Origin of the sequence: Undibacterium sp. Ren11W, from assembly GCF_049340485.1 — a bacterium.
Lineage (GTDB): Bacteria > Pseudomonadota > Gammaproteobacteria > Burkholderiales > Burkholderiaceae_D > Undibacterium.
This window is the reverse complement of record NZ_JBMPPB010000001.1, coordinates 479,418-506,052: the sequence shown is the minus strand read 5'-3', so window position 1 is coordinate 506,052 and position 26,635 is coordinate 479,418. Positions and strand designations below refer to the sequence as shown.

Annotated in this window: 26 protein-coding genes; 15 read left to right on the top strand and 11 right to left on the bottom strand. The window is 50.2% G+C overall.

The genetic code is table 11. From position 1 onward, the window contains the following. Positions 1-28 precede the first annotated feature (28 nt). Entirely contained in the window at positions 29-1,123 is a 1,095-nt protein-coding gene (locus ACO0K8_RS02320) for a TRAP transporter substrate-binding protein (RefSeq protein ID WP_422945007.1), read from the bottom strand. Positions 1,124-1,464: 341 nt separating this feature from the next. After that, positions 1,465-2,817: a metalloprotease PmbA gene (gene pmbA / locus ACO0K8_RS02315; RefSeq protein ID WP_422945006.1), complete on the bottom strand. Its 1,353-nt coding sequence runs from the start codon at positions 2,815-2,817 to the stop codon at positions 1,465-1,467. 82 nt (positions 2,818-2,899) lie between these two features. Here pmbA and yjgA point away from each other — a divergent pair, with 82 nt between their 5' ends. The 3 genes from yjgA to ACO0K8_RS02300 are packed head-to-tail and all read left to right on the top strand — an operon-like array spanning position 2,900 to position 4,829. After that, complete coding sequence (gene yjgA, locus ACO0K8_RS02310; RefSeq protein WP_422945004.1) at positions 2,900-3,502, top strand: ribosome biogenesis factor YjgA; 603 nt, start codon at positions 2,900-2,902, stop codon at positions 3,500-3,502. After that, the gene (gene mog, locus ACO0K8_RS02305) at positions 3,495-4,133 is read left to right on the top strand and encodes a molybdopterin adenylyltransferase (RefSeq protein ID WP_422945003.1); all 639 of its coding nucleotides are present in this window, start codon (positions 3,495-3,497) and stop codon (positions 4,131-4,133) included. Before yjgA ends, mog begins: the two co-directional genes overlap by 8 nt. A gap of 21 nt (positions 4,134-4,154) precedes the next feature. Continuing rightward, positions 4,155-4,829, top strand: coding sequence for an alpha/beta hydrolase (locus tag ACO0K8_RS02300; protein WP_422945002.1), 675 nt, complete (start codon positions 4,155-4,157; stop codon positions 4,827-4,829). A gap of 227 nt (positions 4,830-5,056) precedes the next feature. On the opposite strand, the gene ACO0K8_RS02295 is transcribed toward ACO0K8_RS02300, so the two are convergent. Further along, a complete protein-coding gene (locus tag ACO0K8_RS02295; protein ID WP_422945001.1) occupies positions 5,057-6,244 on the bottom strand; it encodes a cystathionine beta-lyase in 1,188 nt (395 codons plus the stop codon). Positions 6,245-6,565: 321 nt separating this feature from the next. On the opposite strand from ACO0K8_RS02295, the gene ACO0K8_RS02290 reads away from it, so the two are divergent. The 8 genes from ACO0K8_RS02290 to ACO0K8_RS02255 all read left to right on the top strand — a co-directional run bounded on the left by ACO0K8_RS02290 (position 6,566) and on the right by ACO0K8_RS02255 (position 13,641). Then, positions 6,566-6,991, top strand: coding sequence for a c-type cytochrome (locus ACO0K8_RS02290; RefSeq protein WP_422945000.1), 426 nt, complete (start codon positions 6,566-6,568; stop codon positions 6,989-6,991). 63 nt (positions 6,992-7,054) lie between these two features. Continuing rightward, positions 7,055-8,440 carry a cbb3-type cytochrome c oxidase subunit I gene (locus ACO0K8_RS02285; RefSeq protein WP_422944999.1) on the top strand — a complete coding sequence of 462 codons (1,386 nt, stop codon included), beginning with the start codon at positions 7,055-7,057 and terminating at the stop codon, positions 8,438-8,440. Between the two features lie 85 nt (positions 8,441-8,525). Further along, complete coding sequence (locus ACO0K8_RS02280) at positions 8,526-9,140, top strand: cytochrome c oxidase subunit 3 family protein (RefSeq protein ID WP_422944998.1); 615 nt, start codon at positions 8,526-8,528, stop codon at positions 9,138-9,140. 41 nt (positions 9,141-9,181) lie between these two features. Then, positions 9,182-9,439: a cytochrome C oxidase subunit IV family protein gene (locus tag ACO0K8_RS02275; RefSeq protein WP_422944997.1), complete on the top strand. Its 258-nt coding sequence runs from the start codon at positions 9,182-9,184 to the stop codon at positions 9,437-9,439. A gap of 23 nt (positions 9,440-9,462) precedes the next feature. Then, on the top strand, positions 9,463-10,287 hold the full coding sequence (locus ACO0K8_RS02270; protein ID WP_422944996.1) for a CbbQ/NirQ/NorQ/GpvN family protein: 825 nt from the start codon (positions 9,463-9,465) through the stop codon (positions 10,285-10,287). A 25-nt stretch (positions 10,288-10,312) separates the two neighbouring features. Next, on the top strand, positions 10,313-10,693 hold the full coding sequence (locus ACO0K8_RS02265) for a hypothetical protein (protein ID WP_422944995.1): 381 nt from the start codon (positions 10,313-10,315) through the stop codon (positions 10,691-10,693). Between the two features lie 20 nt (positions 10,694-10,713). After that, on the top strand, positions 10,714-11,802 hold the full coding sequence (locus tag ACO0K8_RS02260; protein ID WP_422944994.1) for a 4Fe-4S binding protein: 1,089 nt from the start codon (positions 10,714-10,716) through the stop codon (positions 11,800-11,802). Beyond that, positions 11,803-13,641, top strand: a complete 1,839-nt coding sequence (locus ACO0K8_RS02255) for a nitric oxide reductase activation protein NorD (protein WP_422944993.1) — start codon at positions 11,803-11,805, stop codon at positions 13,639-13,641. Between the two features lie 41 nt (positions 13,642-13,682). Here ACO0K8_RS02255 and ACO0K8_RS02250 read toward each other — a convergent pair whose 3' ends face one another. Then, on the bottom strand, positions 13,683-14,489 hold the full coding sequence (locus ACO0K8_RS02250; protein WP_422944992.1) for a MipA/OmpV family protein: 807 nt from the start codon (positions 14,487-14,489) through the stop codon (positions 13,683-13,685). A 221-nt stretch (positions 14,490-14,710) separates the two neighbouring features. On the opposite strand from ACO0K8_RS02250, the gene ACO0K8_RS02245 reads away from it, so the two are divergent. Further along, complete coding sequence (locus ACO0K8_RS02245) at positions 14,711-15,568, top strand: alpha/beta hydrolase (protein WP_422944991.1); 858 nt, start codon at positions 14,711-14,713, stop codon at positions 15,566-15,568. Positions 15,569-15,583: 15 nt separating this feature from the next. Here the strand turns inward: ACO0K8_RS02245 and ACO0K8_RS02240 are convergent, their stop codons facing one another. Next, positions 15,584-15,982 (bottom strand): diacylglycerol kinase, encoded by a 399-nt coding sequence (locus tag ACO0K8_RS02240; protein ID WP_422944990.1) that lies wholly within the window; start codon positions 15,980-15,982, stop codon positions 15,584-15,586. A gap of 191 nt (positions 15,983-16,173) precedes the next feature. Between ACO0K8_RS02240 and ACO0K8_RS02235 the strand changes: the two genes are divergently transcribed. After that, complete coding sequence (locus tag ACO0K8_RS02235; RefSeq protein ID WP_422944989.1) at positions 16,174-16,959, top strand: IclR family transcriptional regulator; 786 nt, start codon at positions 16,174-16,176, stop codon at positions 16,957-16,959. Positions 16,960-17,053: 94 nt separating this feature from the next. Here ACO0K8_RS02235 and lepB read toward each other — a convergent pair whose 3' ends face one another. From lepB to tkt, 4 genes are all read right to left on the bottom strand, one after another. Further along, positions 17,054-17,752: a signal peptidase I gene (gene lepB, locus ACO0K8_RS02230; RefSeq protein ID WP_422944988.1), complete on the bottom strand. Its 699-nt coding sequence runs from the start codon at positions 17,750-17,752 to the stop codon at positions 17,054-17,056. A 99-nt stretch (positions 17,753-17,851) separates the two neighbouring features. Then, positions 17,852-18,865 (bottom strand): type I glyceraldehyde-3-phosphate dehydrogenase, encoded by a 1,014-nt coding sequence (gene gap, locus ACO0K8_RS02225; RefSeq protein WP_422944987.1) that lies wholly within the window; start codon positions 18,863-18,865, stop codon positions 17,852-17,854. A gap of 73 nt (positions 18,866-18,938) precedes the next feature. Further along, positions 18,939-19,535 carry a GNAT family N-acetyltransferase gene (locus tag ACO0K8_RS02220; protein WP_422944986.1) on the bottom strand — a complete coding sequence of 199 codons (597 nt, stop codon included), beginning with the start codon at positions 19,533-19,535 and terminating at the stop codon, positions 18,939-18,941. Between the two features lie 6 nt (positions 19,536-19,541). Next, positions 19,542-21,545, bottom strand: coding sequence for a transketolase (gene tkt, locus ACO0K8_RS02215; protein ID WP_422944985.1), 2,004 nt, complete (start codon positions 21,543-21,545; stop codon positions 19,542-19,544). Positions 21,546-21,873: 328 nt separating this feature from the next. Between tkt and ACO0K8_RS02210 the strand changes: the two genes are divergently transcribed. Further along, the gene (locus ACO0K8_RS02210; protein WP_422944984.1) at positions 21,874-22,599 is read left to right on the top strand and encodes a 16S rRNA (uracil(1498)-N(3))-methyltransferase; all 726 of its coding nucleotides are present in this window, start codon (positions 21,874-21,876) and stop codon (positions 22,597-22,599) included. A 235-nt stretch (positions 22,600-22,834) separates the two neighbouring features. Continuing rightward, entirely contained in the window at positions 22,835-23,269 is a 435-nt protein-coding gene (locus ACO0K8_RS02205; protein ID WP_422944983.1) for a YidB family protein, read from the top strand. Between the two features lie 287 nt (positions 23,270-23,556). Here ACO0K8_RS02205 and ACO0K8_RS02200 read toward each other — a convergent pair whose 3' ends face one another. Both ACO0K8_RS02200 and ACO0K8_RS02195 read right to left on the bottom strand, forming a co-directional pair. Continuing rightward, positions 23,557-25,443 carry a DUF885 domain-containing protein gene (locus tag ACO0K8_RS02200; RefSeq protein ID WP_422944982.1) on the bottom strand — a complete coding sequence of 629 codons (1,887 nt, stop codon included), beginning with the start codon at positions 25,441-25,443 and terminating at the stop codon, positions 23,557-23,559. Between the two features lie 167 nt (positions 25,444-25,610). Further along, entirely contained in the window at positions 25,611-26,522 is a 912-nt protein-coding gene (locus ACO0K8_RS02195) for a class II glutamine amidotransferase (protein ID WP_422944981.1), read from the bottom strand. Positions 26,523-26,635 lie beyond the last annotated feature (113 nt).

Genomic DNA, 26,635 nt, shown 5'->3' with positions numbered 1-26,635 from the left:
TTTCTACATCAATATCGTTTGCGGAAACTTATTTCAAGGAACGTGACATATTAAATTTCGCGAACGATTGTTCCGCCACATTAAACCATTGCCCCTGGTTATTCCGGAACGCGACCCAGTCATCGTAGACTTTTTTAAACTTAGGGTTCTTGGCAGCTTCTTCATTAAAAGTTTCCTGAGCCGCTTTAAAACAAGCTTCCATCACAGGTTGCGGGAAAGGCTTAAGAGAGATCTTATTTTGCAGCAGACGCCCCAGAGCAGCTGGGTTTTTGGCATCGTATTTCGCTTGCATATCAGTGTGCGCTTCCATACTCGCTACTTCGATCGCATGCTGAAACAACTTAGGCAATTTTTCCCATTCTTTTTTGCTGACATAAAATGACAATTGCGCGCCACCTTCCCACCAACCTGGGTAGTGGTAAACCTTGGCCACTTTGTAGAAGCCTAGTTTCTCATCATCGTAAGGACCTACCCATTCAGCGGCATCAATCGTACCTTTTTCTAGTGCGGTGTAGATATCGCTACCTGGGATTTGCTGAGGTACGGTACCCAACTTAGTCATGACCTTTCCTGCGAAACCACCAACACGAAATTTCAGACCTTTCAAGTCTTCCACGGTTTTGATTTCTTTACGAAACCAGCCACCCATTTGAGTACCGGTATTTCCGCCCAAAAAGTTCACCACATTGTATTCAGCAAAGAACTCACGCATCAGTTTCATACCATTACCATGCAACATCCACGCTGTTTGCTGGCGTGATGTCAGGCCAAATGGCATTGCAGTATCAAATGCGAAGGTCGCATCTTTACCGAAGAAGTAATAGGAAGCGGTATGCCCCATTTCCACAGTACCGTCTTTGACCGCATCGAGCACCGCTGGACCTGGCACGATTTCGCCACCCGCGAAAGGACGAATATTAAATTTACCTTCGGTCAGTTCTTTAACGCGATTGCAAAACACCTCGGCCGCGCCATAAATAGTGTCTAAACTTTTAGGAAAACTTGATGCCAAACGCCAATTAAGCGTAGGGGTTTCTGCCAATGCTGGTGTTGCAACTGCCACACTGGCGGCACCTACAGAGGCGCTTACTGCTGCTTTTTTTAGAAAGGAACGACGTTCCATGCTGTCTCCAATATAAGGATATTTCCGATTTCTTCGGTTCGGGGTTCGCCTGTAATAAGCATAAATTAAGGCTAATTAAAGCTAATTAAGACTTACTTACTATGCAAGCGAAATCCATTCTATGGGCAGCGTATCAAGCTCGCAATCAATGTTTATATTGCATTGCAACATAAACATTGCGAGCCGCATGTATTTCCAGCGCATTTAACAGCTTATATATTTGAAACTTCATAAAAATCAAATGCTTATAAAAAACAAAGGCTGGGATTTATCTTTAGACAAATCCCAGCCTCGCTCAAATTTAAGTATTTCTACGTATCCAGCATTACGACAAAAACGACTTAACTACCAGCAACAGTCATATTCTCTATCAGAATAGAGCCGGTTTGCTTCGTACCCCGAATCAAGGTATCGGCCCCTATCGCGACGATTTGCTGAAACATTTGACGCATATCTCCGGCGATGGTGATCTCTTCGACCGGATATTGAATCACGCCGTTCTCGACCCAGAAACCAGATGCACCGCGCGAATAATCACCTGTCACATAATTGACGCCCTGCCCCATGAGCTCGGTCACTAAAAGTCCGGTGCCCATTTTTTTTAACATGGCCTTAAAGTTATCCGTTTTTTGAGTCTGCGTAGAGCTGAGCGTCAAATTATGCGAACCACCGGCATTGCCAGTCGTTTGCATACCTAGTTTTCGCGCTGAGTAACAAGACAAAAAATAGCCTTGCAAGATACCGTCCTTGACCACATCACGACGCTGCGTCTTGACGCCTTCATCATCAAACGGCGAGGATCCTACGCCACCAGGGATATGTGGGTCTTCCACCACTTGTAAATGTTTAGGAAAAATCTGAGTTCCTAATGAATCGAGTAAGAAGCTAGATTTACGGTACAAAGCGCCGCCCGACACCGCTTGTACGAAAGAACCCAGCAATCCCGCTGCCAAAGGCGCTTCAAACAGCACCGCACATTTACGCGTGTCGAGCTTACGTGCATTCAAACGCGCCAGAGCACGCTCAGCTGCATAGCTTCCTATCGCTTCCGGTTGCGCGAGTTTTTTAGCATTGCGTTGTGAGCTATACCAGTCGTCACGCTGCATGCGCGCGCCCTTGCCAGCAATCGGAGAAACCGAAATGGTATGGCGCGAGAACGGATAACCGCCCATAAAGCCGCGTGAATTTGCCGCTACAAAGTGTGATTGCTGAGCATGCACACCAGCTCCCTCGCAATTTGTAACGCGCTTATCCACAGCGTAAGCGGCAGCTTCGGTACGGCGTGCCAACTCTATCGCTTCCTCCGCAGTTACTAACCATGGATAAAACAGTTTCAAATCTTGCGGATGCATTTCCAGCAAGGCGGTCTCTGGCAAATCAGCGCAATTGTCTTCGGCAGTAAAGCGCGCGATGTTGTAAGCCGCGTCTACCGTATCCAATAAAGATTTTTGCGAAAAATCGGAGGTGCTGGCATTGCCGCGTTTTTGACCGATGTACACAGTCACGCCTATGCCTTTATCACGATTTTGTTCTATCGTTTCTACTTTGCCTTTACGCACACTGACGGAAAGGCCCCCGCCCTCGCTGATTTCTACGGCGGCGTCAGTAGCGCCTTTTTCACGTGCAAAACGCAACATATCTTGTGCAATTTGCCTTAACTGATCCTGAGTATGGGTAAAAACTGGTTTGCTCATGGGCGGTTTCTTTAGTTGCGTAGATAAAAAGGGTATCATAGCAGCCGTTTCAATAAGTTTATAGAATAAAGGCGAGTCAATTATGCCAAATCCAAATCGAGGCTCCTGTGGCTTCAAGTCCACCGAGTTCGAACAAGAGTACGAACGCCCTTCAAAATCACAGTTAAAACGTGAAATGACAGGTCTGCAAAAGTTAGGTCAAGAACTCATCGACCAGCCGCGTGACCGTGTCAAACGTGTTCCTATGCCGGAAGACGTGCGCGATGCGATCCTTGAATGTCAAAAAATCAAGGATCACGAAGGCCGTCGTCGACAATTACAATTCGTCGGTAAAAAGATGCGTACTTTAGATGAGACCGAAGTGGCACTCATACAAAAAACCATCGACAGCTGGAAAGGTGCATCCAAATCGGATACCGCCGCCATGCACGCTTTAGAGCGTAGACGCGACAAGTTATTGGCCAACGATACTGCGGTCACCGAGTTGATGGCCGAACATCCAGAAATCGATGCGCAACAATTACGTACCATGATACGTAATGCGCGCAAAGAGCAAGCTGAGAGCAAGCCGCCAAAAGCTTATCGCGAAATCTTTCAATTGCTCAAAGAACTCTCCAAAGTAAAAACAGCAGGCTCTGCTGATGATACTGAAGGCGATGATGAGGATGAAGAAGACGATGAGTGAACTTGCTAGCGGCAACGCTGACAAGTTGGGGCGCGCCCTGCGGATTGGCTTAGTCTCGATCTCGGATCGGGCCTCAGCCGGCGTGTATCAGGACCTGGGCCTGCCGGCCTTGCAAGAATGGTTTGGGGCCGCCCTGAGTTCGCCCTGGATCATGGAAACACGATTAATCCCGGATGAGCGCGCTGCCATAGAGTCTGCCTTAATCGATTTAGTCGATAAGGCACTGTGCGATCTGGTAATCACCACCGGTGGCACCGGACCGGCACGGCGCGATGTCACCCCAGAGGCAACTCTCGCAGTAGCGACCAAAGAAATGCCAGGTTTTGGCGAGCAAATGCGCCAGATCAGTCTGAAGTTTGTGCCTACCGCAATCTTGTCCCGACAAGTGGCAGTGATACGCGAAAGCGCAGAGCATGCGGCTTTGATCATGAATCTGCCGGGCCAGCCAAAATCCATCAAGGAAACTTTGGAAGGTCTTAAAGATGCCAATGGCGTGCAGCTCGTTGCCGGAATATTCTCAGCGGTTCCCTACTGCATCGACCTGATCGGTGGCCCCTACATAGAAACCCACGACGCAGTGTGTAAAGTATTTCGCCCTAAATCAGCGTTACGCCCAAAAGCCGAAAATTAAACCCTCATAAAGTTAATCTATATGACCACCGTTTTACTCGACAGCATAGAAATTGAAAGCGCCCCGAATCCTAGCGTTGCCGTAATCTGGCTGCATGGCTTGGGTGCCGATGGTAATGACTTCGTCCCTATCGTCAAAGAACTAGACCTCAGAGGCTGCGCCGCTATCCGTTTTGTGTTTCCACACGCGCAAACCATGCCGGTCACCTTAAACGGTGGTTATGTGATGCGCGCCTGGTACGACATTATGGGTGCCGATATCGTCAAACGCGAAGACGAGGCGGGTTTACGACTGTCGCAAATTCGCATAGAAACCTTGATAGCACGCGAAAAAGCACGCGGCATTCCGGCTGAACGCATCATCCTGGCAGGCTTCTCGCAAGGCTGTGCGATGGCCTTGCAAGTAGGCTTACGTCACCCGGAAAAACTGGCTGGCTTACTTTGCCTGTCTGGCTACGTCGCATTGCGCGATGTGGTGGCAAGCGAAAGAACTGCGGCCAATCAAGCCACACCTATCTTTCTGGCGCACGGCACAGCCGATCCGGTGATACCGCTGTTACGTGCAGAACAATCGCGTGATCTTTTACAAGATCTTGGCTACTCCATAGAGTGGCACGAATACATGATGCAACACTCGGTATGCGAAGAAGAGATCAGAGATATCGGCAATTGGTTACGTCGCGTCGTACCTGCTTAGTTCGCGGCTTAGTTCCTAGCTTAGAACTTGATTTTGACTTGATTTGAAACTGACGCGCCGCAAACGCAAGTACTAAGTATTTCTGCCGGGCCACACTCGGCAGAAATCCCATCAATTAGCATACTCCTCACCAGTATATTTTAGATGCGCACATAGAATATGCGCAATATGGGTTAAATTTACTTATACTCCCCCATTTTTAATTTAACGAGCGCTCCACTGGAGGCCTAGCAGTGCTGCATCAGTTGTAGTGCCTGAGCGATATCCGCCATCAAATCATCGGCGTCTTCCAGACCTATGTTAAAGCGCAGCAAAGTACCCTGGTGCTGCCAATCGCTGCGCATTTGCTGTATCCGATACGGCAAGCACAGGCTACGCGCGCCGCCCCAGCTAAAACCTATGCCAAATAACTTCAAGCTATTCACGAAACAATCAGTCTGCGCCTCACTGTAACGCGCATTGACCAGCACCGAGAACAGGCCAGCGGCGCCAGTAAAGTCGCGCACCCAGATTGCGTGACCAGGGCAGCTAGCCAAGGCCGGATGCAAGACCGTGTCTATCTCAGGGCGGGTGCTAAGCCAAGTAGCAAGCTTACGAGCACTTTGGTCGTGCGCGTCAAAACGCAGCTTCAGAGTATCAAGATTGCGCAATACCAGATACACATCGTCCATACCTACCCCAAAACCGAGACGCATATGCGCCGCCTGCAGCCGCAAATTGAGTGCCTGATCACGCGTAATCACCGCGCCCATCAAGACATCCGAGCCACCGCTTTGATACTTGGTGAGCGCTTGCATGACGATATCGACACCGTGCGCAAAGGCCGGCAAGGCAATCCCCGCAGACCAGGTATTGTCCAGCGCCACCAACACATTTTTTGCGTGCGCAGCGGCACAAATGGCCGGGATATCCGGCACTTCCATGCTCACCGAACCCGGCGCTTCAGTCCAGATTAATTTGGTATTGGGCTGAAGCAATTCGCTGATCGCCGCACCAATTAAGGGATGGTAATAGCGCACACTGACGCCAAAGCTACGCGCCAGCCAATCACCTAAATCCCGGCTAGGGCTATACACATTTTCTGGTAGCAGCACATCGTCACCAGCTTGCAATAAAGCCATATTCACCAACGCAATCGCCGCCAAGCCACTAGGCGCTAATAAACAAAACTTGCCCTGTTCGATTTCGGCCAGCCTAGCTTCTAAGGTAAAACTGGTGGGCGTGCCATGCAGGCCATAGGTGTAAGCCGACTTATCTTGCCATCGGCGCTCACGCATCGCGGCAACGTCCTTAAACAGCACCGTAGAGGCGTGATGGATCGCGCTGGGGAAAGCGGAAAAACCAGCCGGTGCCTGATAGTTACTATGAATTACAGCAGTCGCTGAGATCGAGTCGAAACTGGTTTTTTGGCTCATGAATTCACTCAAAAATAAGTAGGCTTAATTCTTTGGCATTCTACGTCAAGTGCGCAGATTAGGTATCCGGCGCACAGTCTGTCGCAACGGTCGGCAGTCGGCAACACGGACCACATCAGGGTACGACCATGGCAGCTCACTTAGCGCTGCGATTCCAATTCCGACCAATTTATCGTTGACCGCCATCAAGGACTTTCCATTTCAAAGCTAATAACATTGCCTCGAAGTTGGAAAATGTCCTACACCAATTTCGCAAATCGTTTTCGCAAGCGCAGACAGGTAGTTTTCTTTTTAAATCACAATAACAAGGGGGTTCTTCAGATGAGCTCATCATTCACAAAATCGACTGCCAGAAATATTTTTTATGGCGGCTCGGTATTTTTCTTCTTGCTTTTTTTAGGGCTCAGCTTCGATACGATGACTGCCCTGCCTAAGCTAGACAATAGGGCAAACCTTACCGAATCGGCGATACGCGGTAAGAAAATCTGGGAAACCCGTAACTGTATAGGTTGCCATACTTTACTAGGCGAAGGCGCGTACTTTGCACCGGAACTAGGCAATGTGTACAAACGTCGGGGTCCGGATTTTATCAAAGCATGGATTAACTCTCAGCCCACTGGTGCTCCCGGTCGCCGTCAAATGCCGCAATTTCATTTGAACGATACAGAAATGGCCGACATGATCGAATTTCTTAAATATTCCTCAGAAATCAATACCAATAAATGGCCGCCTAATATCGAAGGCTAAGGCACTGAGGCAAGAAATTAAAGAAATACAAGAATCAATAGTTACACTAAGCGGAGAAACACCATGCAATACAAATCACAGGCAGTCGCGAAGCCCTATTTCATCGCGGCGATTGGCCTCTTTTTAGGGCAAATTCTGTTCGGCCTGATTATGGGCCTGCAATACATTATCGGAGACTTTCTGTTTCCGGCGATACCGTTTAACGTTGCCAGGATGGTTCACACCAACCTGCTGATCGTCTGGATGCTGTTCGGTTTTATGGGCGCAGCTTACTATTTAATCCCGGAAGAATCGGAACGCGAACTGCATAGCCCTAAATTGGCGATGCTAATGTTCTGGATCTTCTTAGTCGCTGGCGCACTGACCATCGTTGGCTACCTGGCCGTGCCATATGCGACGTTGGCTAAACTGACAGGCAACGACTTGCTGGAAACCATGGGTCGCGAATTTCTGGAGCAACCGCTGCCAACCAAGGTCGGCATCGTCATCGTGGCACTGGTATTTCTGTTCAATATTTCCATGACCGTTCTGCGCGGTCGCAAAACCAGTATCAGTCTGGTCATGCTGGCCGGTTTATGGGGTCTGGCGATTTTCTATCTATTCTCGTTCTACAATCCTAGCAATCTGGTCAAGGATAAATTCTATTGGTGGTGGGTAGTACATCTGTGGGTAGAAGGCGTTTGGGAGCTGATTTTAGGTGCGATGCTGGCCTTCGTCCTGGTGAAAGTCACGGGCGTAGATAGAGAAGTCATAGAAAAATGGTTGTATGTGATTATCGCGATGTCTTTAATCTCCGGCATCATTGGTACTGGCCATCACTACTATTGGATAGGCGCACCAGAATACTGGCAATGGTGGGGTAGCGTGTTCTCTGCTTTGGAACCAATACCGTTCTTCATGATGACTGTGTTTGCCTTCAATATGGTGAATCGTCGACGTCGCGATCATCCAAATAAGGCTGCAGTCTTGTGGGCCTTGGGCACCGGTGTGATGGCTTTCCTCGGCGCTGGCGTATGGGGCTTCTTGCATACTTTAGCACCAGTCAACTATTACACGCACGGTACGCAAATCACGGCAGCGCACGGTCACATGGCGTTTTATGGTGCCTATGCGATGGTGATTTTGACGATGATTAGTTACACCATGCCTATCATGCGTGGGCGTGAAGCCAATAGCAATAAATCGCAAGTGGTCGAGATGTGGGCTTTTTGGTTGATGACGGTGTCTATGGTATTCATCACCTTATTCCTGACAGCGGCTGGTATTTTGCAGGTATGGTTGCAAAGAATCTCCACCACACCGATGTCCTTCATGGCGACCCAAGATCAGCTGGTGATTTTCTACTGGTTGCGCTTAGGCTCCGGTGTCATCTTCACGATAGGTCTGCTACTGTATATCACTAGCTTCTTCATCAAAGGTGAAACGGTCGCGGTAAGTAGCGGCAAGTAACAATAAGCAAATCAAGACTAGTAGCAGTCAACCGAAGTAAAACCAAATAAGTTGCCCGGACTTCTCCGGGCAACTCCCCCCTATTGTGAATACTCCTCTGCCACTTCCCTCCCCTGCAATTTTCGAAGCAAGTAAGGACAAGCATGGCCGCGCTTTACCCGGCGACTTCGCGATGTGGTGTTTTATTTTGGCCGAATTGTTGGTCTTTGGAATATTCTTTATCTCGTATGCGGTTACCCGCTCGCACCATATAGAGTTGTTCAATCAGTCACAACTACAGTTAGATCGCAGCGCCGGCTTCATCAACACTCTTTTATTAGTCAGCAGTAGTTATTTTGTAGTCAGAGCAATCGCCGCATTACAGCGCGACCAAGGGAAAATAGGCGCAAAATGGTTATTGACAGCGATGCTGTGTGGAGGGTTTTTTCTGATTTTAAAATTCCTGGAATTTGCAGGGAAGTACAACGCCGGCATCAACATGTCGACCAATACGTTTTATATGTTTTACCTGTTTCTGGCGTTTTTTCATTTCATGCATGTCATTTTAGGCATGATCATACTTGCCGCTATCGCTATTAAAGCCTGGCAAGGCGGCTACAGCGCCGGGCATCACGAAGGGGCCGAAACTGGTGCTGCATACTGGCACATGGTTGATCTGGTGTGGATCATCCTCTTCCCCTTGATTTACGTTTTACGTTAGGGCCAAATGCCCCGCGCTTCCACATAGTAGAGTGAACTACCATGACCAACGTCAAAACTGCCACCTATCAATGGCTTTCCCTGCTGCTACTCACTGTCATCAGTTTCAGTCTGGCAGAGAGCGGCTACTCCGGTGGCAAAGTTCTGTTGCCGGTATTACTTGCTACGCTAATCAAAGGCAGCCTGATAATCGACAGGTTTATGGCGCTCCGATACGTCGCCGGTCCTTGGCGCTTGATCGTACTGGCGTGGTTAAGTACAGTATTGGGCGTCATCTGGTTTAGCTTTACCCGAATTTAATTAGAGATCTAAGAAAGCCTGTCATGAATGATTTGACCTCACATCAGTTACTCAATTTGCGTGAAACTGCAGAACAGCCGTTTTACCAGCCAGTCGGCAATGAATGCGCGCTGTTTGAATATGCCTACCATCATCAACTGCCCTTACTCATCAAAGGCCCGACTGGTTGCGGCAAGACCCGTTTTGTGGCGCATATGGCGGCTAAAATGGCACGTCCATTGATCACCGTCGCCTGCCACGATGATCTGACTGCGGCCGATCTGGTTGGTCGCCATCTGATCGGCGACGGCCAGACCATATGGTCCGATGGTCCTCTCACCAGAGCAGTACGGCTAGGTGGCATTTGTTATCTCGATGAGGTAGTCGAGGCGCGCAAAGACACCACGGTAGTCTTGCATCCGCTAACCGATGACAGACGCATTTTACCGATAGAGCGCACCGGTGAAGAATTACAGGCACCGCAAGAATTCATGTTGGTGGTGTCGTACAACCCCGGCTACCAGAATCTGTTAAAAAACCTCAAGCCATCGACCCGTCAGCGCTTCATCGCAATCCAGTTTGATTACCCGCCTGCCGCGCTGGAGCAAGAGATACTAATCAGGGAAACTGGTATCGATGCAGCGACTGCGCAACGCCTAGTGAAACTGGCCGGTCACTTCCGCCAGTTAAAAAACCACGATCTGGAAGAGGCCGCCTCGACCCGCTTGCTAGTGTATGCGGCCACTTTAATCAAGGCAGGATGTGATCCAATACTCGCGTGCCAGGCTGCGATGGTAGAACCGCTGACCGACGACCTTGATACTGCCGCCGCCCTACTCGAAGTAATCAAAGCCAGCATGGGCAAATAAACTAGATAAGCCAAATACGCCAAATATGAATACGCCAGAGACCGATGTATCCGTTGCAGTGCAGGCAGAAGCTCTGTATCTGCTGAATCTGCTGCTACTCCCGGGCTTGGGTTTTCTGTTGCTGTTGTGGCTAGCACGCAGCAATCCGCGGTGTGAATCTGAGTTGACGCGCTGTCATTTACGGCAAACCATCGTCGCCAGCCTTTGGGCAGGGGTCTTGCTAGCTATAGTCACAGTGCTAATCGTACTTTTAGGCGGTTTTCAATCGCCCTACACCTGGATGGTTTTGATACTTTACTTCGTTTGCTGTCATGCAGTGCTGATACTGTTCGGCGTCTTAGGTCTGGCGCGAGCCATGGCCAAGCAACTCTATGTTTACCCACTCATAGGAAGTAGAAAGTGGTAAAGCTGGCAAAGGTGAAACACATGGCAAGCCAAGAAGTCTCACGCCCAAAAAAAATTAGCAATACCGGCCCCAGAGTTGCTGCGATAGTTCCGGTAGCTGGGAAGGCGCATGCTGGACTGTTCGGTATCGCTGTGCAACGCTGGCGTCAACTGACACAGGCTGGCTTCTTCCTATTATTTATCTTTGCGCCTATCTTTGACCTATTCCGTCTGGATTTACACCTGGGTCATTTCATATTTCTCGGCATGGACTGGACTTTAGGATTAGATAATTTTTCTGCAGGTGGCATCAGTGCTGGTCAGGCCGCACTGAATATTTTTCTGCGAGCATTTTTACCCTTATTGTCGGTCGGCGCTGCGCTCATCTATGTCAGCTGGAAATGGGGGCGTCTATATTGTGGATGGTTATGCCCGCATTTCTCTATCGTCGAGACCATCAATCAAACCCTCAGAAAAGCCATAGGTAAGCAAAGCATCTGGGACCCAGAGACAATGGACGAGCGCAATGCCGATGGCACCCTTACCAAACCCGATGCGATCTGGTGGTTAGGCGTAATTCCTCTGGTAATCGTCTGCTCGCTGTTGTGGGCGACCGTGCTACTTACTTACTTACTGCCCCCATTTGAAATTTACAGCAATATCTGGCACTGGAGTCTGACCAGAAATCAAACGGTATTTCTGACCGCTGGCAGCATCGCCTTTTTTATCGAATTTATGTTTGCGCGTCATTTGTTTTGCCGCTATGCCTGCGCAGTCGGTTTATTCCAGAGTTTAGCCTGGATGGCTAACGACAAGGCGATGGTAGTGGGATTTGAGCGCGAGCGCGCCAAAGATTGCGCCAGCTGTTTTTCTGCCTGCGATCAGGTCTGCCCTATGCGTCTTACCCCTCGCAACGTCAAACGCATGATGTTCGCCTGCGTGCAATGTGGTCAGTGCGTAGACGCCTGCAGCCATACACAAACAGAAAATCCTGAAGGTGAATTACTCGGCTGGGTCAATCACGTACGCGCTGAATCAGAAGCGGCGCTCACCGGCAGTAAAGCCAAGACCATACAAATTGCCTTAGTGCGCGACCACGCTGGCAAAATCAAGTCGAACGGAGTGTCATAAATGGAAGAGTATATAGGCGGGCTGTGGGATAAGCTCATTACCCGAGTCGCCTATCGCGGCTACCCGGCAGCCCGGGTTGAGCTCAAGCAGCTAGAACGAATTGCACCAATTTATTTCCGCGCCCTTGGCGGCGATAGCGGGCTCACGCTGCAAGCAGGTACCTCCACCACGCACGGCGCTCGCAGGCAGTGGCTAGAACGAGTTGCAGGCATCAGCGAAAAAGTAGAACTGGCGTGGGCCAATGAAACTACCTTGCATTTACCTGCCTGGATAGAACATTTTCCCGATACGGAGCTCAACCGCGATTTGTATTTTTGGTTGATCGCTTTAGCAGCGCATGATGTGGCGCCAGAGGCCCGCTGGATAATTCGCAATCAAGCTGCAACACAGGCCTGTTTGCTGGCCCTACCAGGTCTAAAAACAACTTACGAACGGCTTTGCCTGGCCGAATTCGCACTGCGCCCCTCGCCCGAAACGCTAGCCGCTTTGGAAGCGCAGGCCGAATTTAGCATACGACAGGCACTCAGCGAGCCTGGTAGTGTCAGCACTTTCCAAGTCGGCCGCAGGCCGGCAGCACCGGTCATGCTATGGCTACATCCAGATCCGCCACAGGCCATGGGAGAGCCAAGAAAAGCGGCTAGAAATGAACCGCAACAACCGGAAGGCGGCACCCTCAAAAAAGACCAGCAAGCGCGCAAACGCCTGGCCGAAAACGTCAGCATGCCAGATGGCAAGAGCCCGTTCATGTTGTTGTTTCGTGCAGAGAGCCTATTTTCCTGGGCAGAATTCGTCAAGGTAGATAGGCCGCTGAATGAAGACGATAACGACGATGCAGAAAAAGCCGCCAACGACCTCGATTTTTTAAGTGTCGCAAGCGATAGCAAGACCACCACCAGCCGTATTCGTTTTGATCTGGACTTGCCTGGAGAGTCAGATGACGACCTGCTTTTGGCGGATGGAATTTTGTATCCCGAATGGGACTACCGTAAGCGCCAATTGCAAGCGCAACATTGCAGGGTCCAGATGATGCTAGCCAAAAACAGCCGGCCATGCGAACTTCCGTCATCCCTAAAACCGACAGCGCACCGTCTGCGCCAACAATTTCAAACCCTGATGCCATTGCGTACACGGCTGAAAGGCCAGGTCAGTGGCAGCGATCTCGATCTGGACGCCTGTGTGCGCTTCGCATCTGAAAAAAATAGCGGCATACCAACTTCAGAGCCTGGCTTGTATATCGATCAGAGACAGCAAATCCGCGATTTATCCTGCCTGCTATTGGCCGATCTATCCCTCTCGACCGATGCCTGGGTAAATAATTCTGCACGCGTAATCGATGTAATTCGCGATAGTCTTTACCTATTTAGCGAAGCGTTGGCGACGACCGGAGACCGTTTTGCGCTGTATGGATTTTCGTCAGTAAGACGTGACAATGTGCGCTTTCATTTGCTCAAAGGCTTTGACGAACGCTATAACGAGCAAATACGCGGACGCCTGGCCGAGCTCAAACCGGGCTACTACACGCGCATGGGTGCGGCGATCCGGCACGCATCGCAAATCCTCGCTAAACAAAAAACCGGGTGCCGACTATTACTGATACTGACAGATGGCAAACCGAATGACCTCGACAAATACGAAGGGCGCTACGGTATAGAAGACACCCGTATCGCGATCCAGGAAGCACGACGTCTAGGGCTGACCCCATTTTGCGTCACCATCGATGAAAAAGCCGGCGACTATCTGCCACATTTATTTGGCAGCAATGGCTATGTATTAGTAAAAAATGCAGCGGAGTTACCGCAAGTTTTGCCGCGTCTGTACTTACAACTGACAGCCAATTAGTCAGCTCCAGACAAATGAAGCTGACGCTGGCTTAACCGCATTTAGAAAGCGTAAACCGCCGCCATGACCCCAGTGAGCGAATTACTATCGCGGGTCAGCGGGCTGTTTTTAGCCTCACTAGCCAAACGACTATAAGACAAAACAGCAGTCATCGATGCACGTGGATTAATGATGTAGGTAAGACTGCTTGAAGCGCGCAAATCGCGTATGCCACTTTTGGGAATATACACAGCGTAAGCGCTACTCGCCGCTTGCGCTTTAGTCACGCCAAAATTGGTCTGCATATAGTCACTATCGACCACAGAAGTGGCCGCCCCTAGCGCCATACGCCAGCTAGGCGCCAACATAAACGAATACACCGCGCCGAGATCCAATACGCCACCTTTGTTGTTGTCTCTAGAGCCGTAACGGTAAGACGAGGTCAGGGTAAACTCACGTGTCAATGCATAGTTCAAGAACACCCCATACTCGGCCTTTGCCGAAATATCACCCATGCCACGCAAAGCGTCTGAGCGACTCTCTTTTCTACCTAAATCGGCGGTCAAACGCACACCGTAATCAAAGCCAGCGCTTTTAGAAAAATTATAACCAACGCCATTACTGGTACCTGCAAACCAGCCATTGCTCCACTGATAGTCGAGCAGGGGAACCAGCATATTGCGACGTTGGTCAGAGCCTCGGTATTCTGTGCCCATCACAGCACCAACACCGACTAAACCGCCATCGCTACCTTGAGCTGCACCAAATAAACGAACAGAGTCAAACGATTGAGCAATAACATTAGTTGAAGCAGTGGTGACAGCAATCACTGCCAGCGAGACAAATTGTTTTATTGTGCGTTTAGTCATATAAAATGGAAAAGTTAAGAAAATTTCACCTGTTCGCATCGGCTAGCCGCATTCACAAATTACACTGCTAGTCCTTGGTATCGGCATTGCCGGCTCGCAGTATAAGCTAAAATAAAAATACTAACCTCTAAGTACAAATAGCTTAGGTAAAAACCGCAATATCATTCCACTTGAACTTGGGTTAGCATAGTTTTTTTATTCTGTTCTGCTGACGCACATCTATGAAAAGCCCCAACCACTCCGCCGACTACTACAGCGAACAATACAATGCCCGTGCCAGCATCCCTGAACACCCACATATCTTTACGCGTTGGGTAGAACAATCGGCGCAAGTGCGGCGTCGCCATGCGGGTCTGTTTGATCTGATGTATGGCGACAGCGCCGGCGAAAGACTAGATTTATTTCCCACCCGTGTCGCGAATGCGCCGCTACTGGTCTTCATCCACGGTGGCTGGTGGCGTTCATTGGATAAGTCTGATTTCTCCTTGCTGGCACCCGCCTTTACCAATGCCGGCATTAATGTCGCGATGCTCAATTACAGCCTGGCACCCGAAGCGAGCGTAGAAGAAATCCTTCAACAACAATTACGAGCCCTGGCATGGTTGTATAAAAATGCGGAAAGATATGAGATTGATGCACAGCGCATCATGTTGGCCGGGCATTCAGCCGGCGCGCATTTAGCGGCGATGCTCATGACGGCAAGCTGGAACACGTATGATGCAGCATTACCTGAGAATCTGATCAAGGCCGCAGCTTTACTTTCAGGTGTGTATGATCTAACGCCTTTACTGCAGACCGACTTCGTCAATACCGATCTCAAACTGACAGAACAACGTATCTTGCCGCTCTCACCTGGCCTGATGCCATTGACGCGCGCCATCCCCTTTATCACTGCGGTAGGCGGCCTGGAATCAGACGAATTCAAACGGCAGACTAGGCTTTTAGAAAACCACTGGAAACCGCAGCATTACATCAGCATTGCACTACCCGACAGCAATCATTTGACGATCTGCGATGTCTTGAGCGACCCAAGCAGTGCACTAACTACCGCCATCATCGATCTCGCCATATCCATCTGAATCTATCGGCCTAGCTCAATAGTAAAACCGATTAAACAGCACTACGCCCCAGGTCGCGAGCGCGATCAGGAGCGTCAGTAAAACTGCGGCACTGCCAAAGTCTTTGGCATTTTTTGAGAGCGGATTGCGCTCCAACGAGACTCTATCGACAACTGCCTCGATAGCGGAATTGATCAACTCGACCACCAGTATCAAAACCAAGACCGCAATCATCATTAATTTCTCAAAGGACGAGACTGGCAGAAGTAAAGCGATCACCGCGCCGATCACCACTAACAATAACTCCTGACGAAACGCGTGCTCATTCTTCCATGCAGCTTTAAAGCCATCGATAGAGTAAAACAATGCAGAAAAAATTCTAGCAAAACCGCTTTTACTTTTAAATTGACTCACCGCTGGTTCTTGCTGTTCCATGCCATCCCTTGATTAATTTAAATTTCCGCGAAGGCAAATTTTAACAGGACAAGCTTAACTTGAGGCATTTACGCTAACGCACCTGAGATCCATCAAATCTTTTGCTGGAAACATATGATTTCTGATTTTTGCCACTATCATTTTTTTCACATTATGGTATAAAGGATATATTGCAATGCACCAACCACATTATGAAAACCGAAACCGTAGCTTCCGATAAAACCTCCATCCAAGTCATAGAGCGTCTTACCTCTCTTCTCGATGCTTTAGCGCGCTACCAGGATCCCGTTAGTCTCAAAGAACTGGCCATAGTCACCGGTCTGCACCCCTCGACGGCGCATCGTATTTTGAACGATTTGGTCAAAACCCGTTTCGTCGACAGAGCCGAAGCAGGTTCATATCGCCTGGGAATGCGCTTACTAGAGTTGGGCAATGTGGTCAAGAGCCGCCTTAACGTAAGAGAAGCTTCATTGGAGTTTATGCGCACTCTGCATAGACAAACCCAACAGACCGTTAATTTATCAGTGCGTCAAGGCGATGAAATTGTGTATATAGACCGGGCATTTTCCGAGCGCTCCGGAATGCAGGTGGTACGTGCTATCGGTGGCCGTGCCCCTCTGCATTTAACCTCGACCGGTAAATTATTTTTATCTCTGGATGAACCTAAGGCGATCCGTGCTTACACCACGCGTACCGGTTTGGCCGGCCACAACAAAAACTCCATCACTGACCTGGCGAAACTGGAAAAAGAATTGGCAGACGTGAGAGAGCATGGTTACGCCCGCGATAACGAGGAATTAGAATTAGGGGTGCGCTGTATGGCCGCCGGGATTCGTGACGATAGCGGTAAAATGATAGCTGGCCTGTCAATCTCGGCCCCCGCCGGACGTCTGCAAGAAGAATGGCTAGGCGATCTCATCGCTACCGCAGAGCAGATTTCAGCGACGCTAGGATACGTTGCCGCCAGCATCAAATAGAGTTCAAAACAAACTTTTAAAATACACCTAGCGCAATGCTGTCAGCTCTAGTATGCACCGCATCTAGAACTGACAGCATCGCTTAAAATGCAAGCTAGACCCCCGCCCCGAAACGTTCCCATCTTGGCAAATAGTAGTTATCGGCATTCAGAGAAAACATTAGTCGTTTCACCTGTCCGGTAATTAGTTCACGCTTTACCAATCCGATGAAACGAGAATCGCGGCTATTATCCCGATTATCACCCAGCATCATATACTCCCCTGGCGGCACTGTTACCGGCGCAAAACTACGCATTGCAGCACGTTCAGGCATAACGATCATGCCATGCTGTAGCGTCCCCAGAGTTTCGTTAAAGACCAGTTGCTCTCTCGCATACTCACGCGCTGGCGTCAGATGATCTGCACTCTTCGCCGCGATAGCAGTGTAGCTGGCGGCGACACCATTAATGATGAGCTTTTCATCGCGCATTTCGACCACATCGCCCGGTACAGCGATAAGACGTTTCACCAGGCGTACGCCATCTTCAGGAGAGCTAAAGGTGACGATATCGCCACGCTGAGGATCGGCCACATGTGCCAGTATCACATCGGTAAACGGCAGTTTGACATCGTAAGCGACGCGGTCGCAAATCACTCTATCGCCTTCGAGTAGACTAGGATACATGGAGCTCGATGGCACCAAATACCAATCGGCCAAAGCACTGCGCATCAATACCATACCAACTAGAAAAAGTAAAAAACCCTTATTTTCCGCGAATAATTTGCGCGGATTTAGCTTAACGTTCAATGACATATCTGCTCCTAAGAAATCAATACACCCAGCATAGACAAAAAAATGCCCCGAAAGTTCGGGGCATTTTCAAACATCGAACTAAGTTAATTGCCAGAGTAATTACTTGGCGCTCATCAATGCAACTGTCGTATCGAGCATACGGTTAGAGAAACCCCACTCGTTATCGTACCAGCTAGATACTTTGACCAAACGACCAGATACTTTAGTCAATGTTTCATCGTAAGTACTGGATGCTGGATTGTGGTTGAAATCGACCGAAACCAAAGGAGCAGTGTTGTAATCCAAGATACCTTTCAAGGTACCTTCGGAAGCCGCTTTCAACACGGTATTGATTTCTTCTACGCTAGTATCGCGCGCAGCGATGAACGTCAAATCGACCACAGACACGTTGATGGTTGGTACGCGCATTGCGTAGCCATCCAATTTGCCATTCAACTCTGGCAGAACCAAACCAACAGCAGCAGCAGCACCTGTCTTGGTTGGGATCATGCTCATGGTTGCCGAACGGGCGCGACGCAAGTCTTCGTGCATAACATCAGTCAGCACTTGGTCATTGGTGTAAGAGTGGATCGTTGTCATCAAACCGTTGACGATACCAACTGAGTCATTCAAGACCTTTGCCAATGGAGCCAGGCAATTGGTGGTGCATGAAGCATTGGAAATGACGGTATCAGTCGCTTTCAGTACGCCATGGTTGACGCCGTAAACGATAGTGGCATCAATATCTTTACCGCCTGGTGCCGAGATTATGACTTTCTTTGCGCCGCCAGCGATATGTGCAGATGCTTTTTCTTTAGTCGTGAAGAAGCCAGTGCATTCCAACACGACATCAACATTGAGCGAACCCCAAGGGATATTGGCTGGGTTGCGCTCAGCAAAAACCTTGATCTTGTCGCCGTTGACGATCATGGTGTCGCCTTCGACGGTGACTGTGCCTGGAAACTTGCCGTGCGCAGTATCGTAGCGTGTCAAATGGGCATTTGACTCTGCATTGCCGAGGTCATTGATCGCAACGATCTGAATCTCGTTTTTAAACTTACCGCCTTCGTAATGTGCGCGAAGGATGTTACGGCCGATACGGCCATAGCCGTTGATTGCGACGCGAATCGTCATGGTTTTATCTCCAAAGAACTAAAACAAATTAAAAAGTACTTACAAGTTGCAGAACACTATAGAACAAAAAAACTTAATGCAAAGCCAGTGAGCTAGGCAAGGCGCGGACTGAGGCCATCAAAATCGATAAATCTTTCCAGCCGTAGGCTGCCTCTTTCAACTCCAAACCATCCCAATTGAAATCTTGCTCGCGCAATAAAGCGCCACCCAGATCTTCGTAAAAATTTCTAGCGGCAGCATTATCCGAAATAACCCAAGCCAACAAATTATTGATGCCTTGCGCCTGGAATACTTTTGCCACTTTTTGTAACATGCGCCGACCTATCCCAGAACGCTGCCATGCCGGACGCAAATACAAAGCCGTTAATTCGGCCTGCATACCAAGTTTAGTCTCAGGCAATAGCATGCCCGAAGCAAAGCCGATAATCTGCCCTTCACTCTCGGCCACAAAAACACAAATCCTTTCGCCCGCGGCAGCCAGCGCTTCGAGTATGGTGCGCCAGTGCAGTACGCTATCTTCCAGCTTCATCTCATCGAGATAGCTGTCCGGAATAATCCCGCGGTAGCAAGCTAACCAGCTTTCTATCCGAACTTTGGCGATAGACTCTGCGTCTGCCACAGTAGCACGACGCAGGCTAACCTCTTTGATGCTGGTCATAGTTTGATTCATGGGCACTTATGCCAACACAGCATTAACTTTGGCGACCACATTCTCTACGGTGAAGCCGAAATACTTAAACAAAACGCCGGCTGGTGCCGATTCGCCGAAAGTATCGATACCAACGACCGCACCTTCCAGACCGACATACTTGTACCAGATATCGGTGACGCCAGCTTCTATCGCCACTCGTGGCAAGCCTTTGCCCAATACCGCCATTTTGTAAGCCGTATCCTGACGATCAAACACGTCGGTACACGGCATAGAGACTACGCGTACCGCAATGCCTTGTTGCGCCAGTTCAGCCGCCGCTTTCACTGCCAATTCAATTTCCGAACCGGTGGCGATCAAGACCGCCTTGGCATCTGCTACGTCTTGCAAGATATAGCCACCGCGTGAAATATCCGCGATTTGCTGGGCGCTACGTTCTTGATATGGCAGGTTTTGACGCGAGAAAATCAAAGTCGACGGGCCATCGCTACGCTTCACCGCATGGCCCCAGGCCGCCGCAGACTCAACGGTATCGCAAGGACGCCAGTTATCCAGATTCGGGATCAGACGCATGCTCGAAATGTGCTCAACCGACTGATGGGTAGGACCGTCTTCACCCAGACCGATAGAGTCATGCGTGAACACGAACAGCGTACGTATCTTCATCAAGGCCGCCATGCGTATTGCATTACGGCTGTAATCAGAGAAAGTCAAAAAGGTTGCGCCAAACGGAATATAACCGCCATGCAGAGCGATACCATTCATGATGGCGCTCATACCGAATTCACGGACGCCATAATTGATGTGATTACCGGCTTGATTAGCGCGCACTGCCACGCATTCTTTCCAGTTAGTCAGGTTAGAACCGGTCAGATCGGCTGAACCGCCGAGAAATTCTGGCAGCGATGGCGCAAACGCCTGTATCGCATTTTGGCTCGCTTTACGGGTGGCGATGTTTTCTTTTTTCTCTACACAGGCAGCAATCGCGTCTTGCACAACCTGGTCGAAATTAGCTGGCAAATCGCCCTTCATGCGGCGTGTCAATTCGGCCGCTTTTTGCGGGTATTGCTGCGTGTATTGCTGGAATGTCGCATCCCAGTCAGCTTCCAGCTTGGCACCATTTGTCTTGGCATCCCAAGCGCTATAGACGTCAGCAGGTATTTCAAACGGTGGATACGCCCAATCGATATTGGCACGGACTGCGGCGATCTCTTTATCACCCAAAGCGGCGCCGTGTACATTGTGCGTGCCTTGCATATTTGGCGAACCCTTACCGATAATGGTACGGCAGCAGATCAAGGTCGGTTTGTCAGAAGTTTTTGCCGCGGCGATGGCGCGATTCACTGCTGCCACATCATGCCCATCCACTGCACGTATCACGTTCCAGCCGTAGGCTTCAAAACGCTTAGGGGTATCGTCGGTGAACCAGCCTTCAACGTGACCATCGATAGAAATACCGTTGTCGTCCCAGAATGCCGTCAGTTTATTCAGTTGAAGCGTACCGGCCAGAGAACAGGCTTCATGCGAAATACCTTCCATCAGACAACCGTCGCCCATGAAGGCATAAGTGCGGTGATCGACGACATTCACGCCGGCTTGATTAAATTCAGCCGCCAGCAACTTCTCTGCCAGCGCCATACCCACCGCATTGGTGATACCTTGCCCTAACGGACCGGTGGTGGTTTCTACGCCCGGGGTGACATGCACTTCAGGATGGCCGGCAGTTTTGGAATGCAATTGGCGGAAATTGCGAATCTCATCCATGCTCAGGTCGTAGCCTGTCAGATGCAGCAGCGAGTAATGCAACATCGAGCCATGACCATTCGAGAGCACAAAACGGTCGCGATTGATCCATTTTGGATTGGCAGGATTGTGGCGATAATGTCCCGCCCACAAAGCAACGGCAATCTCCGCCATCCCCATAGGCGCACCCGGATGACCGGAATTGGCCTTCTGTACGGCATCCATAGACAAGGCGCGAATCGCGTTGGCCATCTTAGTGGTAACTGCTGAGGGAGTAGATGAAATCATGGCGAGTAGATGAGTAAGGTCAAAAAATCGAAAAATTGAGAATAATGCATTGAGAACCTGGCGAGGTCCGCAAAACCGTCTATTTTACCAGAGCAGAGCGCAATTACGACAATTGCTCCGCGCCTAAGCCTAGAGTTGCGACTCCGGCGCGCATGATCGAGCACCCAAAGTCGATGTCAAGACGGCCATTGCAATGAAACTGGCCGTATAATCTGCGTGCAAATGCGTTCATTTGTTTGATACCTGCGAAGACAGTATCAACAGTATCATTTTCTTCCGGTGACTTTGCTTGCATTGGTCTTTTCACCTTCTTACTCTGGTATTCGTTATGCCCCGTTTTTATTGCCCCCTGCCACTAACTATCGGCGCCATTGTCGATCTGCCCGACACCCTCGCCCACCATGTGTTCGTACTGCGCCTGGAAGTAGGCGACAGTATCCAATTATTTAACGGCGAAGGCGGCGCCTACGTCGCTACGCTCACCATTATTAGCAAGAAACAGGCGTGCGCCGAAGTCAAAGTGTTTTTGCCGGAAGAAGTCGAACTGCCGTATGCCCTGACTCTGGCACAAGCCTTGCCAGAAGGCTCGAAAATGGATTGGATCATAGAAAAAGCCATAGAACTCGGTGCCAGTGCCATACAGCCTTTATCGGCGCAACGCTGCGTGGTGCGCTTATCGAACGAGCGTGCCGAGAAAAAAATGGCCCACTGGCAAGGCGTGATCAATTCTGCCACCGAACAATGCGGCCGCAATCGCCTGGCACATCTGGGTGATCTGATTGACGTTCAAAAATGGCTGGCCCAGCAAGATCTGCATAAACGCATACTCTTAACGCCACGCGCCACCAGCTCCTTAGCCGATTGGGCGCGCCATCAAGCCCCGCAAGCCGTCAGTATAATGATAGGACCCGAAGGCGGCTTTTCTGAAGCAGAAGAACAGTTGGCAATTAATCAGGGAGCGCTGTCGCTGGCTATGGGCCCGCGCATTTTACGCACCGAAACCGCTGGACTGGCCGCGATTGCTATCCTCAACGCGGCCTGGGGCGGCATGTAGCCTTTAGCATTTTAAACACAGTGGCAGCGCGCATATTCCATGCGGCCTGCAGGCCAGATAGGCTGGAAAGCCGCATGGTTATTGCGTCTTCGGGCATGCCCTTAAAAGTATCGCTAGCCGTTAAAAATTACATTAAATTCATACAAAGTTCACAATTGCCTTTCGAATTTTGAAGTAATATTAAATTAGCTTTACTTTTATTTACGTTTATTCATTTCATTTTGATCGGACTATCATGAGTCTCTTAGACACGGCATTAGGCATGTTGGCTGGCAATCAAGCTCCGGGCAATGACCCGAAAGCGATGTTACTGCAGGCAGCCATGGGTTTTCTGAACAATAGCGGTGGTCAACAAGGTGGCGGCTTGCAAGGCCTGATCGGTACTCTGCAAAATGCTGGCTTGGGCGATGCGGTGAGTAGTTGGTTAGGCAATGGCGCGAATCAAGCGGTATCGGGCGAACAATTGCAAAGCGCCCTGGGCAGCGATCAATTGAGCCAACTGGCAGAAGCGGTCGGCCTATCGCATGGTGAGACGGCCAATCACCTCGCTGAAATGCTACCAGGCATCATCGACAAGCTCTCGCCAAACGGGCAATTGCCCGATGCAGGCAGCATCAACCCAGCTGATTTACTGCAGCAGTTTTCTCATATGTTTGGCAATAAGGCTTGATTTTAGACTTCTAGCAAAGTGTCAATTCAGGTCTCTATGGAACGAGCATATTTTGAACGAAAAATCTTCATTAACCGTCATGCCGGACTTGATCCGGCATCCAGTTTGACACTCCAGAAGGTGAATTCTGGATGCCGGATCAAGTCCGGTATGACGATAACGAGTGTGTTTGGTATCGTTTCATAGCGGACTGAACAGTTAGCTAGCAAAGCATTCAAAAAAATAAAAAAAGCAGCACCACATTATCTGGTGCTGCTTTTCTTTAAGCGCTAACACCGCGCACTGCTTTATTTCTTCAACATCAGCTGCCGTATCATGCCCACCGGGGCGCTGCCGTAGCTCAGAAATTCTTCATGAAACTGCTTGAGATTAAATTTCTCGCCCAGTTGTTGCTTGAGCTCTTCACGTAAAGCCAAAATCTCGCTGTAGCCGCTGAAATAACTGGTCAACTGCACCGAGGTGTATTGCACGCGCTGCCATTTACCATCCGCTTCGGCCTGAGTCTGGAAAGCTTGATTGATCAGAAAATCTTTCGCCTCGACCTCGCTCATGCCCAGCACATGCACGCTGTAATCGAGGATGGTATTGCAGACCGCGCGCAGATTCCATTTGTAATACATCAGCCACATCTCGGGCGTATTGCCGCCATAGCCAGATTCGAGCATCATGCGCTCGCTGTAGACGGCCCAGCCTTCGACCATGGCACCGTTACCGAACAAGGTCTTAATCACCGACGGCGACCTATTCGCGTGCTGGAGTTGCACATAATGACCAGGGATAGCCTCATGAATATTTAAGATCTGCAAGACCCAATAATTGTATTCGCGCAGCGTGCTCTCTATCTGCTCAGGCGGGCGGCCAGTGAGCGGCGTGACGTTGTAGTAGGTTTTATCCTGAGGCCGGAAAATGCCCGGCGCTTCTATCGACGCCACCGACACGCCGCGCTCATATTCGGGTGTCTCGCGCACTACCAGTGGCCGTTTTGGATCTAGCTCCACCAGATCATGCTCGCGTATCCAGTTTTGCAAGACCGGCAATTGCGCTCGTATTTCGGTATACAAATCCTTGGCCTGCACATGGCGCTCTGAGAGTTTATTGATCACCATAGCGATTTTTTTGGCAGGCTCCAGCGGTTTGGCCAGTTCCCCCATGGTGCTGGCCCACAACTGATCCGCCAGTTTTTCCATGTTCTGATGCGCCGTCTCTTTGCTGGCGAGCGCACGCTGATAGGTTTGCTCGGCACTCAGGCTAGACTGAATATCGGCGGCAAACTTACCCTCATATAATTGCTTGCCGATACGGAAGGAATGCGCGGTCGTCGTATCCAGATTTTTTTCTACGTCCGTCAAAAAGCGCACGTAGTCATCCACCGCAGCACGCGCATGCACTAAGCCCACTTGCAGCAAGCCCTGCTCCTTGCTAGTGAGTTTTTGTGCCTTGGCCTGTTTTTCCAGGTCTGCCAGAACGCTCAAAGCACCACTACTTTGCGAGATCGCCAGATGCGTGTGTTCAGGGGTAGGATTTTTAATGCTGGCACGGGCCGCCGCATAATAAGCCGGCACGCCTTGCAGACGCTGGATCGCCAGACGCAGGCGCGCCCCAGCAGGTGCGTACTCGGTATTAAGCACGGCATCGAAACCACCGCCGATATTGTAGAGACTAGGGTTCCACTCAAACTCGCGGAACTCGCTCAGATACCAACGATTTGCATTCAGATAATTACGCATCAAGACCAGATCGGTCTGCTCTTTGGGAGCCAATTGATCGGTATTGATCTTGGCTAATTGCTGTAACCAATAATCGGAGAACTGCAGACTGCTAGCGCGCGAAATTTGATTCGGGATAGGCAATTTAGCAGCATCGGTAAATTTACCAGCCGCCATCGCCGTATCCGGATCTTGCCGCCACAGCGCAGTGAGAAAATTTTGCTTGAGGGTCTTAAAATTTTGTCCGGCCTTGCTATTACTCATACTCATGCCAGCCATCTTGCTGCAACAAGCCTGCTGCGTATCTGCTTTGGCGGCCGGGGTGCCATGTTCATGCTCAGCATGACTGGCCAAACTGGCGCTGATGAAGCACAGCGAACCTAGCATGCTCGCCAAGAGTGTGCTGGCAGTGCGCTTAAGTTTAAGCTTAGCTTGCGGCAAACGAGAATGCCCGATGTTAGTCTGCATGGATCACCTCAAACAATAAATATATTGGGAGCACGAGACTATCACATTTGCTATTCTGCCACCAATAAATTCTGGCTAGCTTCAATATACTCCTGCCAGTATCAGCAAAAACATGGCGGTTTGCGCATATAGGATGTGCGCTCTTAAAAATACTCCCTGATACAAGCTCACTCCACCGACGCGGCCACGATACGCCCATCCTTATCCAGCGCAAACAACTGTGGCACCTGGTCGTGAGAGAAAGCCACGATGTGAGCAGCTGGCACCGCCCGCCATTCTGTATGCTGCGTCAAACGTTCTGAGGAGACGATTACTGCCGCGCCAGCATCCTCCACCGCGCGCCCCGAAAATTCTTCGGCGGTAGTTGGATACAGTTCGCCATGCAAGATATACAGAGAATCGGCGGGCGCAGTAGATGCACTAGAAAAGCGCGACACCGCTGCGCAATCGCCATTAGACACTGCCACATTCAAAAAACTAGGTGCAGCATCGCCCAGCTCGCCAACTGCCGCGAGCACCCGCGCCAGCGTGGCCGACAAATGCCCTGCAAGTCGCCCGGCACCATCCTCCTCAGAGAACTCCATGCTATCGGGCTCACCGTGTTTGAGAAGCTCATCGATAAACACTGCAAATAGCAGCTCGGTATCGGTGCTACCGCGTATCACGCCGTAGGCCTGATCAGACAGACTAGCCGTCAGTTGGCGGCGCACCCGGGCAAACGCACCGATCGACCCATTGTGCATCAACAGATAGCGGCCATATTTAAACGGGTGGCAATTGGCCATATGCACGTCGCTACCCTCGGTGGCGGCGCGCACATGCGCGAACACACAGGGGCTGGCCAGCACATTGGAGATGCTATGCAGATTGCGGTTATTCCAGGCGGGCGTCACCGAGTGAAACACCGCCGGCTCTTTCGACAGGCGCGGCGCATACCAGCCTATGCCAAAACCGTCACCATTCAAAGGCTCAGATCGCTCCGCCGCGTGGGTGCTCTGATGTATCAGTGAATGCGCAGGCTTGATCAACAAACTGCTCAGGCGTATCGCCGGCCCAAGATAAAGGGTAAAGCGGCACATGTTGACCTCCGTTTGCTAAAGGCATAGCAGCAAGCACGCATGCCATGAGGCTAGAAAATACCAACCGATAGCGCGCAGTATCACTCAGCCAACCTATAATCACAAGCGGCATT

What these genes read in the sequence shown, in the direction of transcription:
- ACO0K8_RS02260 (WP_422944994.1), top strand. Translation starts at nt 10,714, where the DNA reads ATGGCAAGCCAAGAAGTCTCACGCCCAAAAAAAATTAGCAATACCGGC.
- ACO0K8_RS02295 (WP_422945001.1), bottom strand. Translation starts at nt 6,244, where the DNA reads ATGAGCCAAAAAACCAGTTTCGACTCGATCTCAGCGACTGCTGTAATT.
- yjgA (WP_422945004.1), top strand. Translation starts at nt 2,900, where the DNA reads ATGCCAAATCCAAATCGAGGCTCCTGTGGCTTCAAGTCCACCGAGTTC.
- ACO0K8_RS02210 (WP_422944984.1), top strand. Translation starts at nt 21,874, where the DNA reads ATGCCCCGTTTTTATTGCCCCCTGCCACTAACTATCGGCGCCATTGTC.
- mog (WP_422945003.1), top strand. Translation starts at nt 3,495, where the DNA reads ATGAGTGAACTTGCTAGCGGCAACGCTGACAAGTTGGGGCGCGCCCTG.
- ACO0K8_RS02300 (WP_422945002.1), top strand. Translation starts at nt 4,155, where the DNA reads ATGACCACCGTTTTACTCGACAGCATAGAAATTGAAAGCGCCCCGAAT.
- ACO0K8_RS02290 (WP_422945000.1), top strand. Translation starts at nt 6,566, where the DNA reads ATGAGCTCATCATTCACAAAATCGACTGCCAGAAATATTTTTTATGGC.
- ACO0K8_RS02270 (WP_422944996.1), top strand. Translation starts at nt 9,463, where the DNA reads ATGAATGATTTGACCTCACATCAGTTACTCAATTTGCGTGAAACTGCA.
- ACO0K8_RS02250 (WP_422944992.1), bottom strand. Translation starts at nt 14,489, where the DNA reads ATGACTAAACGCACAATAAAACAATTTGTCTCGCTGGCAGTGATTGCT.
- ACO0K8_RS02195 (WP_422944981.1), bottom strand. Translation starts at nt 26,522, where the DNA reads ATGTGCCGCTTTACCCTTTATCTTGGGCCGGCGATACGCCTGAGCAGT.
- ACO0K8_RS02320 (WP_422945007.1), bottom strand. Translation starts at nt 1,123, where the DNA reads ATGGAACGTCGTTCCTTTCTAAAAAAAGCAGCAGTAAGCGCCTCTGTA.
- ACO0K8_RS02255 (WP_422944993.1), top strand. Translation starts at nt 11,803, where the DNA reads ATGGAAGAGTATATAGGCGGGCTGTGGGATAAGCTCATTACCCGAGTC.
- ACO0K8_RS02200 (WP_422944982.1), bottom strand. Translation starts at nt 25,443, where the DNA reads ATGCAGACTAACATCGGGCATTCTCGTTTGCCGCAAGCTAAGCTTAAA.
- ACO0K8_RS02285 (WP_422944999.1), top strand. Translation starts at nt 7,055, where the DNA reads ATGCAATACAAATCACAGGCAGTCGCGAAGCCCTATTTCATCGCGGCG.
- gap (WP_422944987.1), bottom strand. Translation starts at nt 18,865, where the DNA reads ATGACGATTCGCGTCGCAATCAACGGCTATGGCCGTATCGGCCGTAAC.
- ACO0K8_RS02220 (WP_422944986.1), bottom strand. Translation starts at nt 19,535, where the DNA reads ATGAATCAAACTATGACCAGCATCAAAGAGGTTAGCCTGCGTCGTGCT.
- pmbA (WP_422945006.1), bottom strand. Translation starts at nt 2,817, where the DNA reads ATGAGCAAACCAGTTTTTACCCATACTCAGGATCAGTTAAGGCAAATT.
- lepB (WP_422944988.1), bottom strand. Translation starts at nt 17,752, where the DNA reads ATGTCATTGAACGTTAAGCTAAATCCGCGCAAATTATTCGCGGAAAAT.
- ACO0K8_RS02245 (WP_422944991.1), top strand. Translation starts at nt 14,711, where the DNA reads ATGAAAAGCCCCAACCACTCCGCCGACTACTACAGCGAACAATACAAT.
- tkt (WP_422944985.1), bottom strand. Translation starts at nt 21,545, where the DNA reads ATGATTTCATCTACTCCCTCAGCAGTTACCACTAAGATGGCCAACGCG.
- ACO0K8_RS02240 (WP_422944990.1), bottom strand. Translation starts at nt 15,982, where the DNA reads ATGGAACAGCAAGAACCAGCGGTGAGTCAATTTAAAAGTAAAAGCGGT.
- ACO0K8_RS02205 (WP_422944983.1), top strand. Translation starts at nt 22,835, where the DNA reads ATGAGTCTCTTAGACACGGCATTAGGCATGTTGGCTGGCAATCAAGCT.
- ACO0K8_RS02235 (WP_422944989.1), top strand. Translation starts at nt 16,174, where the DNA reads ATGAAAACCGAAACCGTAGCTTCCGATAAAACCTCCATCCAAGTCATA.
- ACO0K8_RS02275 (WP_422944997.1), top strand. Translation starts at nt 9,182, where the DNA reads ATGACCAACGTCAAAACTGCCACCTATCAATGGCTTTCCCTGCTGCTA.
- ACO0K8_RS02265 (WP_422944995.1), top strand. Translation starts at nt 10,313, where the DNA reads ATGAATACGCCAGAGACCGATGTATCCGTTGCAGTGCAGGCAGAAGCT.